The sequence below is a fragment of the Actinoplanes italicus genome, from assembly GCF_003001815.1.
Taxonomy (GTDB): Bacteria; Actinomycetota; Actinomycetes; order Mycobacteriales; family Micromonosporaceae; genus Actinoplanes; species Actinoplanes italicus.
In genome coordinates this window covers 250,300-262,315 of sequence record NZ_PVMZ01000014.1, presented here as the reverse complement: position 1 = coordinate 262,315, position 12,016 = coordinate 250,300, and the positions used below count along the sequence as shown (strand labels likewise).

Below are 12,016 nucleotides of genomic sequence, written 5' to 3'. Positions count from 1 at the left end.
CTCAGTCCTCCCGTGGATCCGGCATCGGCATCATGCGCGCGTGCTTCTTGTGAACGCCCTGGCGGGTCACGTCGAGTGCGTCGGCGATCTCCTGCCAGGACCACCCCTTGGCGCGGGCGTTGGCCACCTGTAGGTGCTCCAGCCCTTCGAGCAGGCGGCGCAGCGCCACGACCGCCCGAAGCCCGACCCGTGGATCGGTGCTCCCGGCCGCGGCGGCGAGATCGGTAGCTTCTGTCATGCTGTCAACCTACGTTGACGAATCCATCCTGTCAACCAAAGTTGACGCACGAAAGGGCCGGCCCGGGTTGTCCGGGCCGGCCCTTTTCGGTCAGCGACTCAGGCGCCGCGGCCGGTCTTCTCCTGCAGCTCGTCGATCTTGCGCGAGGCGTCCGCCTTGCTCATTCCCTCCGGGACCTCCTCGTGGGCCTCGGTCGCAAGGGTCCGCAGATAGGACTCCTGCGCCCCGGTGGCCGGCTGATCCCCGGTCGTCCAGTCGTCCGGGTCCTTGATCGCGTTGCCCGCATCCGCGGCGTCGGTGGCGTTCGTCCGGTCGGCCATGTCGCCGTCCTTTCCCTGAAGATCTCGAACGCCTGTGCCATTACCCGCCACCCCGCCACTCCATGCCACAGGGCACCCGGAAGTGATCCCCGACCGCCTGCTTCACATCCCCGGGTCGGCCGCCGCTGCGTGGTGACCCGCGCCCACCTGCGCGCCGCTGTTCACCACGCTGCCGGGTGGGCTGCCGCTGTGTGGTGATCTGTGCCCGTATGCGTGCCGCTGTTCACCGCGCTGCCGGGTGGGCTGCCGCTGTGTGGTGATCTGTGCCCGCATACGCGCCGCAGTTCACCACGCTGCCGGGTGGGCCGCCCAGCGTGGTGATCTACGCCCGCATGTGCGCCGCAATTCACCACGCTGATGGGGTGGCGGTGAGGCGTGGTGGCCGGCGGTTGTCTGCGAGTCGTGGCGGGAAACGCGGACAGGCCGACCCCGAAGGGTCGGCCTGTTCCGCGTGCGAACTACAGAAAAGCTCAGTCCCAGGCCGGCAGCGTGCCCAGCGATACGGTCAGCTCGACCGGGTGGTGCACCGGAGCGGCGACCGTGAAGCGGGCGCCGAACGGGTCGCGCAGCTCGGCGAAGGCGGTCAGCCCGGCCTCCGAAGGCTCGGTGATCACCGCGCCCCCGAGACGCTCGCAGTGGTCGGCCGCGAACTGGATGTCCTCGACCTGGAAGGCCGCGCGCCACCAGGCGCCACGGTATCCGGGAGCGAGGCCGGCGATCGCGTCGTGGCCCTGGTTGAGCCACTCGCCGGTGCCGAAGTCGTGGCGCAGCAGCCAGCCGAACGCCGAGCCGTAGAAACGGGCCGCAGCATCCGGGTCGTCGGTGATCAGTTCCGGCCACGACATCGTGCCGGGTTCGCCGCCGGCCTGCGCGCCGGCGAAGTCGTGCGCCTGCCAGAGGCCGATGATGGCGCCGTTCGGGTCGGCGACGACCGCGCGCCGTCCGCCGTGTGCCTCGGCCGGGTGGCCCAGGCAGTGTCCGCCGGAGAGCGCGACCTGCTCGAGGGTCTCCTCGAGGTCGGGCGTGCTGACGTGGGTCAGCCACCCGTCCGGCCGGTCGTACTGACTGCGGGTGAGACCGGCGACAGCGCGCCCATCGAGCTTGAACCGATCACCCGCCGACTCCCAGCCGAACAACTCTCCGTAGAACTGTGCCGCGCGTGCGGGGTCCGCACTCGCCAGTTCCACCCAGCAAGGTGTCAAGGGTGCATAGCCTCTGATCCGCATGAGCCGCTCCATGGTGGACATCCCCAGTTACCTTCGTACTCTACGGCACTGATAACGCTTCGTCACCACCAGCCGGTTCATTGTCTGGTTTAGAGCAGTTTTAAACTACTCTTGGTAAGCGGGCGAGTGATCCAGGTGACGCATCACCGGCGTCGCCGCTACACCGTGCAGCACTACGGACACGACGACGACGAATGCGGCGGTCGCCCAGACGAGTCCCGCGGCGGGGAAATCGGCATGTGTGACTGCATACGCTAGGTAATAGAACGTACCGACGCCACGGATACCGAACGTGGCGATCACCCAGTGTTCCGATGTGGTTCCCGGGGTGCCGCGCAACGCCACGAAACCGGTCAGCGGACGGATCACGAAGACCAGGGCGAGACCGGTCAGCGCCGCCTGCCAGGTGAGCGGCGCCAGCAGTCCGCCGACCACCGCACCGCCCAGCAGAAGCAGCAGCAGGACGGTCAGGAGCCGCTCGATCTGTTCGGCGAACTCATGCAGCACCTGGTGGTACTCGTGCGACCGCTCCGCCGCACGGATCGCCCGCGCCGCCACGAACACCGCGAGAAACCCATAACCCCCGACGACCTCGACCAAGCCGTACGCCAGAAAAGTCGCCGCCAGCGCCAGGAAACCCTCGGAATGCCGGGAGAGTCGTAGTGAGTCCCGCTTCGCCCGGAAGAACAGCTTGCCCAGCAGCCGTCCGATCACGATGCCGCCGACCAGCCCGACCGCACCCTTGTAGAGGACGTCGCTCAGCACCCACGTCCCGAACCACCCGGCAGGGGCGAGCCCGTGCGCCGCGATCGCGATCGCCGCGTAGACGAACGGGAACGCCAGCCCGTCGTTGAGACCCGCCTCTGACGTCAGCGCGAACCGGACCTCGTCCTCCGAGTCCTCCTCGTCGGTCGGCTCACCGACCTGCACGTCCGAGGCGAGCACCGGGTCGGTCGGCGCCATCGCCGCGCCCAGGAGCAGCGCCGACGCGGGAACGAGACCCGCCCACCACCACCCGAGCAGCGCCACCGCGGCGATCGTCACCGGCATCGCCACGATCAGCAGGCGGAACGTGGACGCCCAGCGACGGCGTCCGAACGGCCGGTCGATCTTCAGGCCGGCACCCATCAGCGCGACGATCACCCCGACCTCGGTGAGGTGTTCGGTCAGTTTCGGATGCGCCAGCGGATCGGCCGGTGGCAGGCCCAGCGGCAGCCCGAAGACCAGCATCCCCAGCCCGAGGAAGGTCATCGGCATGGACAGCGGTCGGCGCTCCAGAAGCCGCGGCAGGATCCCGGCCAGCAGGGCACCGGCGCCGAACAGGGCATAGAGCACATCGGACACCTGGATGTCCGGCAGAGTCATGCCCGCGCTTTACCCGCCAAGAGGATCTCGAACCACACCGTCGATCCGCGGACCGTCGGGTCGGTGCCCCATGAGTCGCTGAGCTCCTCGATCAGGCCCAGGCCGCGGCCCCGGCTGGCCATCGTGTCGGCGCGCGCCCGGATCACGCTGCCGCGGGTGCCGGTGTCGGCCACCGACACCAGCAGACGCTCGGCGTTCAGGTCGATGTGCACCTGCGCCGGGGTGCCCGCGTGCAGCAGCGCGTTCGTCGTCAGCTCGCTGGTGCACAGGATCGCCGCACCGATCACCGACTCCGGCACGCTCCACTCGCGCAGCCGTGCCGTCATCCACTGCCGGACCCGGCTCGGACCGGTCGGCTCCGCCGCCACCTGCATCGTCGCCGACCGGCTCGCGGCCAGAGCGTGCTCCACCGCGAGGACGGCCACGTCGTCGTCGGTCGTCCCCGGAACAGCGGCGGTCGCCAGCGAGCACAGGTTGCGCGGGTCGCCGCTCGGTGACGCGGCCGCAGCGGCGACCAGCGCGTCCAGCCCGTCGTTGAGGGGCCGGTCGCGCCGCTCCACCACGCCGTCGCTGAACATCAGGATCGTGTCGCCCGGCTCCAGGTGCACGGAACCGGTCTGCCAGCGCCCGCCCAGGCCCAGCGGCGCGCCGGGCGGCACCTTCACCAGCTCGGCGGTGGCCGGCCCGCCGGCCCGCCCGGCCCGGCGCAGCACCGGCGGCGGGTGACCCGCACTGGCCAGCGTGATCGAACCGTCCGAGGGGTCCAGCACCCCGTAGACGACGGTCACGAAGATCTCCTCGTTACGCGACTCGGCGCCCAGCGAGCCGACGAGGCGGTCCAGCCCGGCCAGCACGCTCGGCGGCGACGGGTCGGTCAGCGCCATGGCCCGCAGCGCGGCCCGGACCTGGCCCATCACCGCGGCGGCGCGCACGTCGTGCCCCGCCACGTCGCCGAGCACCATCGCGAGCCGTCCGTCGAGCAGGTGGAACGCGTCGTAGAAGTCGCCGCCGGCCGCGTTGCCGTCGACGCCCACGTCGTAGCGCGCCGCGATGCGGAACGTCTCCAGCTCGGGAAGGTGCTCGGGAAGCATGCTGCGCTGGAGCAGCTGGGCAGTACCGTGCTGGGCCTCGAATCGGCGGGCCCTCTCGGCCGCCTGTGCCACCAGCTCGGCCGCGGCCTTCAGCAGGGCACGCTCAGCCGGCAGCCAGACATGCGCCCGGCGGAAACCGAACGTCAGCGCGCCTCGCAGCGACGGCGTGCGCAGCGGCAGGGCTGCCAGGGCGCGGACCCGCCGCTCGTGCCGGTCGGAGGCCACCGCAGCGAGTGGCTCGCCATCGGCCGTGAAGGTCGCCCGCCCGGTCTCGGCCGCCGCCACCGCGGGCGCCGCCGGATCGGCGCTGATCCGCCGCCAGACCGGTGGAAGACGTTCGTCGACCTCGTCCAGCATCTCGCCGCGGATCCGGCGGACATAGCGATAGGCCAGGCCCTCGTCCACCGCCAGCACGCAATGATCGAGATCAAAGGATTCCATGGCGTACGTAAGAACGACTCGCGTGACATCGTCGATGGTCAGCGCGCCGGCCAGCCGTGCGGTGAGCTCGCCGAGGCTCTGCAGCCGGTGCACGACGTGTGTGGTCTCGGCGGCCACCGTGAGCACGCCGGCCACCGCGCCCCGCGACGTGCGGACCAACGAGTGGCCGCGGGTGTAGAACGCCGGCTCGGTGTGCCCCGGCGCGAACTGCACCTGACTCTCCGGCTCGAGCACCGACCGTCCGGTGCGGTGCACCTGCTGGATCACGTCACCCAGGCCGGGCTGGTCCCAGGCCGCGCCGAACGCCTCCGCGGCGGGCCGGCCCATGGCGAGCGGATGCAGCGAGCCGAGGACCTCGGCGTAGGCATCGTTGTAGATGATCACGAAATCGTCACCGACCGTGAGCAGCATCGGCACGGGGGAGGCGAGCGCCACCTCGACGGCCGCGCGGACCGCGGAATCCCACCCTGTGATCGGGCCGAGGGAGGTCGCCGACCAGTCGAAGGCGTGCACCAGCGCCGCGCAGCCCAGGCCGGTGTGCTGTGCTCCGGCCGCCTGCACGGGCAGCGTGGTGATCGGAGACGGGTGGAGACCCCCCGACCCGAACCCTCCCGAGCCGACCATGCGGAAAGCCTATCCCGTGTGGTCCGTTTGTACGATGCCCCACCGGCCGTCCGTCCGGTTATTGACCGATCCCTGGTACAGATCGGGCATTGATGCACGAGAAGTCTCGCGCTCATGCTCACCGTGGGTGAGCAGTCGATTCGGCCGCGATCACGATGTCCCCGGTCGACGCGGAGCCGCCGACGGCGTACCCGCGAAATGAAAAGATCTCCAAGCAGGAAAGCCCCGCCTCGCCCTGCCGCCGCCGGACGCCGCGCCCCGCCCCTGGCCGCCGGAGCCGCCTTCTTCAGATTCACGCTCGACCCTGCCCGGCCGAGCCGCCGGTCGGGTGCGCCCTCGACGGGGAGCCGTGCGCCCGGCCCGACCGCGTTCCGTTTGTGTCGTGTTCCCGCTTCGGCCGACGGCCGGATGCACTCTCAGCTGCGGTGATCGCCGATCCGCACACGTACGGGATTCGCACGGGCAGCGAGATTGTCGGGGGTTCGTGGTACTCCAGAGGCCTATGGTTCGTTGAGGCGGCGTGCCGGCTTCGGCCGCTGGTGGCCGGCCGCGGGGAGTCAGGAGGACTGATGACCGGAGACGGGCTGAGCCGTGGCCTGAGCGACATGTGGCGGTCGGTGGTGCTGTTCCTGCCATCGGCCCTGGCGTTCCTGGCGATCGTGATCGCCGGCTATCTGCTGGCCCGCCTGGCCCGCACCCTGACCACCAAGGCCCTGCACCGCGCCGGTTTCGACCGGGCCGTCCAGCGGGGCCCGGCCGGACGCCTGATCCGACCGGGCACACCGAGCGCCACCGACGTCTGCGCCCGGCTGGCCTTCTTTGTGGTGCTGCTGTTCGCGCTGCAACTGGCGTTCGGCATCTGGGGCCCCAACCCGGCCGGCGAACTGATCAATGCTCTGATCTCCTGGCTGCCCCAGGTCTTCGTGGCGATCGTGATCGTCGTCGTCACCACCGCCATCGCCCGCGCGGCCCACGACCTCACCCTGGCCGTCCTCGGCAACCTCGCGTACGCCCGGGTGCTGGCCAAAGCCGTCACGGCGGTCATCGTCACTCTCGGCGTCATCGCCGGCCTCGACCAGATCGGCATCGCCACCTCGGTGACCCGCCCCCTGCTCATCACCATCCTCGCCACCGTCGCGGGCGTCATCATCGTCGGCGTGGGCGGCGGCCTGATCCGGCCCATGCAGCAGCGCTGGGAGGGCTGGCTCGACCGCGCCGCCACCGAGTCCGTGGTGATCCGGTCGCAGGCCCGCGCCTACGCCGAGGAACGGGCCCGCCAGGCCGCCCCGCCCGCCGACGACGCCGGCCGTCCCGGTTCCGCCACCGGCTCGGCTTCTTCCAGCGGTGCCGGTCCAGGTTCGGCCGGCGGCCCCGCTTCGGCCGGCGGTCCAGGTTCGGCCGGCGGCCCCGCTTCGGCCGGCGGTCATGCCGGGCCTTCTGGGGGTGCGGACTCTGTCGGAGGTGCCGGTGCTGTGGGCGGCTCCGGCCAGGCTGGTCTCGCTTCTCCGGCCGTACCTGGTGCTTCTCCTGCCCCTCCGGCCGTCTCTGCTGCTCCGGCCGATCCCGCCGCCCCCGTCACCCCATTTGCTTCCGGCGCCCTCGCGGTTCCGGCAGATTCAATCGCTCCCGCTCGTCCCACTGATCCGGCAGGGAGCGGTGGTGGCCGAGCAGCCGGGCATGAAGCAGCGCAGCCGGGGGAGCCGGGCGGTCATGCCGATCCGGCTTCCTCCGGCTCCGAGAGCGCCGGTCCGGCAACCGGTCGCACCTCGGAGGCGAGCTCGGGTTCGGACCGGTCGGACCGGTCGGACCGGTCGGACCGGTCGGACCGGGGTGCGGACGTGGACTCCGCTCCGCCTCGGTCAGGCACCGACCTGACGGAGGGAACACGGCGGTCCGGCTACGTCACGTCGCGTGATGCCCGCCAGGCCGGAGCGGAGGACATGGCCGCCGAGGCGCGGCGCGCGGCGAGCGCTTCTCAGACGGCGCAGGCTGTCGCGGCCGGTGCGGCGGTCACCGAATTCCACGGCCAGGAGCGAGCCGGTGCGGCCGGCGGAGATCAGGGCCGTTCCAGAGCCACGCCGGCCGGGGACAGCCCGACGGGAACGAACACGCCGGCTGACGTGTCTACGGCTGGAGGCGGCTCTGAGCGTACAGAAGCCTTGAATGTCGTGCCGGCGGCCGCAGAGCACGCCACCGGTGCCGTGGCCGCGTCTCGGGATGCCTCGGGCGGCATCTCGGCGGCCGTCGGCGGCAACCCGGCAACGGGTGTCGCGGGGGCTGGTTCCCCGGCTTCAACGCTTGCGGTGGGAGACGATCCGGGCTCCGCGACAGCGACGGCCGACGGCGATGACACGAGAGCCACGCAGCGGCCTTCCGGCCCCGGCGATCCGACTGCGGCAGGTCCGTCCGCCGGTGATGAGGATCAGGCGGTTGCTTCCGGCGCGGTCGAGGCGTACCCGGCTGTCGAGGCTCATCCGGCTGTCGAGGCGTACCCGGAGGAGAGCGACGACTGGGCCTGGGAAGCACGCTGGGCCGAGGAGGAACGCCAGGCCAGAGAACGCGACGACGACGCGACCCAGATCGTCGACCCCTCGGCGGCCGGCATCGTCGACGATCGGCCACACCTGGTTCCGGGCTTCGACCGTTACGAGGACCGTCAGCCCGTGGACGACGACGACCCCACGATCTTCGTGCACATCGGCACCGCCGAGACCACCCTGCTCACGCCGGGCGTGCGGCCGACACCGGCATCCCCCGAACCACCCGCCGATGACGACGAGCCCACCGTTCCCGGCCGCAGACTCAACGCAGCCCCGGTACCGGACGACGCCGACCCCGGCGACCTGGATCGGGAGTCGGCCGCGGCCACCTCGCGTGGTTCGGACGAGCCCACGACCAGTGTCATCGCCTCCACTGCGGATACGGGTGAGCCGACGACCTCGTTCCTCGCAGGCGGTCCGGCCTATGCCGGCCACCCGGCCCCGCCACCCGGCGACGGTCCGGCAGCGGATGACGCGACGACGTCGTTTGTCGTCGGTGGTCCGGTTTCCGGTGATCCGACGGTGTCGCTCACGGCTGATGGTTCGGGTTCCGGTGAGCCGACTACGTTCTTGGTTCCAGGCGGCCCGGCTTCGGGTGATCCGACAGTTTCTCTTGCTGCCGATGGTTCGGGTTCGGGTGAGCCGACGACGTCGTTCGTTCCGGGCAGCCCTGTGTCGGGCGATCCGACAGTGTCGCTTGCCGCTGATGGTCCGGATGTCGATGAGCCGACGACGACGTTCGTCGTTCATGGTTCGCCGGGAGGGAGAGCCGCCGGCGCGGATGGTGGTGCTGGTTCGGATCCGGACGACGACCTGCCTACGACGGTCATCACTCGTGGGACGGATACCGGTCAGGTGACTGTCGTACAGAGTCCGCCGGCCGGCGACGGCGACGGCGATGACGACAGCGACGAACGGACCGTCGAGAGTCGGTAGCCGGGTCCGGCCAGCGGGGAAGTGGGCTCGTCGTCCGGCACCCGGGCCAGGGATGACGGGTCCATGGCTGAGACGCCTCCGATTAGCGGCCACTGCGCCAGTTGACTGGTCAGGAGATGCCAGGGGTGGCGTAACCGGAGTCAGCGGGGAGTGCCGCCTTCTTGGGGTAGGGCTGTGTGCTTTTGCGCACCGCTGGTCTGTGCTCAGGCGCCGGCGTTTGGCTATGCGTAACGGGCGGTGAGGGTGGCGGGCGGATGAAGGCGGCCGATCTTGTGCGGATTGGCCGTGTAGGCGACCCGAACCTCACAAGATCTGTGGAGGCGGGTGGTGGGGACGGCGGAGGCGGGTGGTGGGGACGGCGGAGGGCCGGCACCGGGTTTCCGGTGCCGGCCCTCCGCAGGCGGGATTCGGGGTGGGTGGCCGAAGAGCCCGGCCGGATGGTTCAGGTCTGGGTGGTGGTCAGCGCGGGGCAGGCCGGGTGGTTCAGGTCTGGGTGGTGGTCAGCGCGGGGCAGGCCGGGTGGTTCAGGTCTGGGTGGTGGTCAGCGCGGGGCCGGCAGGGTGCGGGCCAGCATGCAGATCGCCAGCAGTCGGCGGAGGACCCAGTCGTTGTCGGACCAGTCGATTCCGTCCTCGGGGGCGGTCCAGCCGTGCTGGAAGGCGGCGTCGCGAACTCCCTCGGCGTAGGCGGCCAGCAGGATCGCGGTCAGCGGGCGGGAATCGGCGTTGAGGCTGTCCCGGACGCCGGCGGCGTGCTGGTCGATCACCGACATGAGGCCGGGGTTCTCCTGGGCGGCGGCGAGGCCACTCACGCCTACGGCGGCGGTGAGGTCGGCGAGCGAGGCGTGGGCGGAGCGCTGAGCAGCGCGGGCGGCGGCGTTGCTGAACAGGCCATTCATGAGAAGAAACGTTAGGTACGCCAGGGTGACCTACGGGTCTCTCGACGTTGCAGGCCGGTTGAACTCGTCCGGCGCGGGAAAAGGGGCGGCGGAGAGAGCGGAGACTCGTCCGGCGCGGGAAGAGAGGCGGCGGATGGGGCGGGAGACTCGTCCGGCGCGGGAAGAGGGGCGGCGGAGAGAGCGGAAAGAGGGGAGCTGTGGTGGCTGACGACGGACCGGACTCGGGGCACCAGCGGCCGGACGGGCTGGATGACACGACAGTGCAGGCGCTCGGGAAGCTCAGTGAGGCGCTGGAGACGGTGGAACGCGTCCGCGGGCATCTCTACAGCGCTCATCAGCTCGTCGGGACGGCGGACTTCTCACTTGACGAGGCGGTTTCGCTGTTCATGCAGGCGGGGCACACCGGGACGGCGGAGCGCATCCAGCGGGAGCTGATCGGGCGCAACGTGATCCCGGGGCACTGGACGTTCCAGATCGTCGAGGAGTTCGACGACGGGTACTACGCCGAGTTCCGGGAGGTCGAGCGTGAGGCCCGGGTGCGGCTCGCCGGAGGGCGGCGGCATCTCTACGAGGCCGAGCTCAAGGAACGCAGGCGCACCCATGGACGGCGCGGACACGAGGCCCAGCCGAAGAACCCGGAAGGCCGCGAACAGCAGGACGCCGGGTTGCGGGAAGGCCGGGAGCGGCAGGACGCCGAGTAGCCGGATGAGCGGGGCGAGAGACGCGGAGTAGACGCACCCGGTCGGCAGCGGCAGGACGCCGGAGAGCCGGACCGGGTGGGAGCGCCAAGGCGCCCGGTGGTCCGGATGAGCGGTAGCCCGGGCGCGGCGAGGCCGGGCCCGGGCAGTCCGTGATGGGAGACGTTGCAGAGCGCGGAGGTTACTCCACGTAGTCGACCGTTTCGGGGCGACGGCGCTCGGCGTCGTCCGCGATGATGACAGTGGCCACCACGAGGGCCACCACCACGGCGAAGAACCAGGACGCGTCATTTACCAGTTTCGCTGCCAGGGGAGCCTGGAACGCGGCTAGGAGAAAACCCAGCCAAGCGAAGCGGCGCTGACGCTCGGAGAGGAAACCGACGGATCGCACTCGGAAAGTCTGGCTCGATATGGGCGGATCGCCGTCACCCGTTCGGCCGATAATCCGTTGTCCGATAGTGCCTGCCGTCTTGCGTCTCCGTCGCTCAATTCTTGTCGCCGCCGGGGTTGCCATGCTCGCTGTCGGAGGGGTCGCGACGGTCTGGCCGGCGCCGGGAGCACCGCCGATGCGGCTCGTCACGCCGGTCACGCCGGCGGCGCAGGAACGCATCGTGTCCGGGCCGCTACTCGACCGTACGGCTGCATGGCTCACTGTGAGTGACGCCGCAGCGCGGGTTCGGGTACGGTTCGCCCGGATGCCGGGGGTGCTGTACCGGGTCAGTACCGGTGCCGACGCGGGCGTGGCTCCGGTGGTGACCCGTCGCGGTGGCCGGGTGACGGTGCGGCTGACCAAGACCGGGCGGGACGGGCTCGATGAGGTACGGATCGTGCTGAACCGTCAGGTCCGGTGGGACATCCGGCTGCCCGCCGGTGCGGGGGAGCAGCAGCTCAACCTGCGTGACGGGCGGGTGCAGCGGCTCGAGGTGGGTTCGGCAGGGCTGGCCGAGGTGTGGCTGCCGGAGCCGGAGGGCACGGTCCCGGTCGTCTTCACCGGCGGTGTCGGTACGGCCGTGGTGTCGGTCGGGAACCGGACGCCGGTCCGGATGCGGCTCACCGAGGGGGCAGGGTCGGTAAACACGCCCTGGACCGTCAACAACGGCACCGCCGCCGGGACTGTGCTGCTGGATCCGGTGTTCCGGCGGGCGCGGGACCGGTACGCGATCCGCGCGGAGGGTGGACTCGGTGCGCTCGTGGTCCGTCAGTCCGCGGGCGGCGAGCCCCGCGTGGTCGCGCCGGCCGGCGAACCGTGGACGGCGCGGCCGAGGAACCCGGTGCGGGAACCGTGGACGGCGCCACCCGAAGACCCGGTACGCGAACCGCGGACGGTACGGGCCGGCCCGAGCCCGATCAGGAAGACCGCCGGACCGGACGTCCCGACCCGGCCGAGCCCCGCCGCGCAGGCGGCGAGGCCCTCGAAGGTGGCGAAGCCGAGTGCCGTTCAGCGGCCCGGGGAGCCTAGCGCCGCCCCGCCGGCGGAACCCGACGAGAAGGCCGCCGGACCCGAGAAGGCCGCCGGACCCGAGAAGGCCGCCGGACCCGAGAAGGCCGCCGGAACCCGATGAGAAGGGTTGAGCGGGACCACCGCATACGCCCGGAAGCCGGGAGTCGGCCCGGTGTGGCAGTCACCGGGCCGTACGGA

Annotated in this window: 10 protein-coding genes; 3 read left to right on the top strand and 7 right to left on the bottom strand. The window is 71.1% G+C overall.

Going from position 1 to position 12,016, the window contains the following annotated elements; all coding sequences use genetic code 11:
- Position 1: 1 nt before the first annotated feature.
- The 5 genes from CLV67_RS30970 to CLV67_RS30950 all read right to left on the bottom strand — a co-directional run bounded on the left by CLV67_RS30970 (position 2) and on the right by CLV67_RS30950 (position 5,305).
- Positions 2 to 238: a helix-turn-helix domain-containing protein gene (locus tag CLV67_RS30970; RefSeq protein WP_106324667.1), complete on the bottom strand. Its 237-nt coding sequence runs from the start codon at positions 236 to 238 to the stop codon at positions 2 to 4.
- A gap of 98 nt (positions 239 to 336) precedes the next feature.
- Positions 337 to 558: a DUF3072 domain-containing protein gene (locus CLV67_RS30965; protein WP_106324665.1), complete on the bottom strand. Its 222-nt coding sequence runs from the start codon at positions 556 to 558 to the stop codon at positions 337 to 339.
- A gap of 470 nt (positions 559 to 1,028) precedes the next feature.
- Positions 1,029 to 1,745, bottom strand: a complete 717-nt coding sequence (locus tag CLV67_RS30960; protein ID WP_239166606.1) for a VOC family protein — start codon at positions 1,743 to 1,745, stop codon at positions 1,029 to 1,031.
- A gap of 144 nt (positions 1,746 to 1,889) precedes the next feature.
- Positions 1,890 to 3,149 carry a cation:proton antiporter gene (locus CLV67_RS30955; RefSeq protein ID WP_239166607.1) on the bottom strand — a complete coding sequence of 420 codons (1,260 nt, stop codon included), beginning with the start codon at positions 3,147 to 3,149 and terminating at the stop codon, positions 1,890 to 1,892.
- The gene (locus CLV67_RS30950) at positions 3,146 to 5,305 is read right to left on the bottom strand and encodes an ATP-binding SpoIIE family protein phosphatase (protein WP_106324663.1); all 2,160 of its coding nucleotides are present in this window, start codon (positions 5,303 to 5,305) and stop codon (positions 3,146 to 3,148) included. Before CLV67_RS30950 ends, CLV67_RS30955 begins: the two co-directional genes overlap by 4 nt.
- A gap of 569 nt (positions 5,306 to 5,874) precedes the next feature.
- Between CLV67_RS30950 and CLV67_RS53660 the strand changes: the two genes are divergently transcribed.
- On the top strand, positions 5,875 to 8,781 hold the full coding sequence (locus CLV67_RS53660; protein WP_239166608.1) for a mechanosensitive ion channel family protein: 2,907 nt from the start codon (positions 5,875 to 5,877) through the stop codon (positions 8,779 to 8,781).
- Between the two features lie 541 nt (positions 8,782 to 9,322).
- Here the strand turns inward: CLV67_RS53660 and CLV67_RS30940 are convergent.
- A complete protein-coding gene (locus tag CLV67_RS30940) occupies positions 9,323 to 9,679 on the bottom strand; it encodes a DUF6401 family natural product biosynthesis protein (RefSeq protein ID WP_106324661.1) in 357 nt (118 codons plus the stop codon).
- Between the two features lie 200 nt (positions 9,680 to 9,879).
- On the opposite strand from CLV67_RS30940, the gene CLV67_RS30935 reads away from it, so the two are divergent.
- Positions 9,880 to 10,380, top strand: coding sequence for a hypothetical protein (locus CLV67_RS30935; RefSeq protein WP_373873176.1), 501 nt, complete (start codon positions 9,880 to 9,882; stop codon positions 10,378 to 10,380).
- A 178-nt stretch (positions 10,381 to 10,558) separates the two neighbouring features.
- On the opposite strand, the gene CLV67_RS30930 is transcribed toward CLV67_RS30935, so the two are convergent.
- Positions 10,559 to 10,768, bottom strand: a complete 210-nt coding sequence (locus CLV67_RS30930) for a hypothetical protein (protein ID WP_106324657.1) — start codon at positions 10,766 to 10,768, stop codon at positions 10,559 to 10,561.
- A gap of 175 nt (positions 10,769 to 10,943) precedes the next feature.
- Between CLV67_RS30930 and CLV67_RS52775 the strand changes: the two genes are divergently transcribed.
- Positions 10,944 to 11,939, top strand: coding sequence for a toast rack family protein (locus tag CLV67_RS52775; RefSeq protein ID WP_203737411.1), 996 nt, complete (start codon positions 10,944 to 10,946; stop codon positions 11,937 to 11,939).
- The last annotated feature ends 77 nt before the right edge of the window (positions 11,940 to 12,016 follow it).

Bases quoted from the DNA above. Each gene is read 5' to 3' on its own strand.
- CLV67_RS30970 (WP_106324667.1), bottom strand. From the start codon at position 238: ATGACAGAAGCTACCGATCTCGCCGCCGCGGCCGGGAGCACCGATCCA.
- CLV67_RS30965 (WP_106324665.1), bottom strand. From the start codon at position 558: ATGGCCGACCGGACGAACGCCACCGACGCCGCGGATGCGGGCAACGCG.
- CLV67_RS30955 (WP_239166607.1), bottom strand. From the start codon at position 3,149: ATGACTCTGCCGGACATCCAGGTGTCCGATGTGCTCTATGCCCTGTTC.
- CLV67_RS30950 (WP_106324663.1), bottom strand. From the start codon at position 5,305: ATGGTCGGCTCGGGAGGGTTCGGGTCGGGGGGTCTCCACCCGTCTCCG.
- CLV67_RS53660 (WP_239166608.1), top strand. From the start codon at position 5,875: ATGACCGGAGACGGGCTGAGCCGTGGCCTGAGCGACATGTGGCGGTCG.
- CLV67_RS30940 (WP_106324661.1), bottom strand. From the start codon at position 9,679: ATGAATGGCCTGTTCAGCAACGCCGCCGCCCGCGCTGCTCAGCGCTCC.
- CLV67_RS52775 (WP_203737411.1), top strand. From the start codon at position 10,944: ATGCGGCTCGTCACGCCGGTCACGCCGGCGGCGCAGGAACGCATCGTG.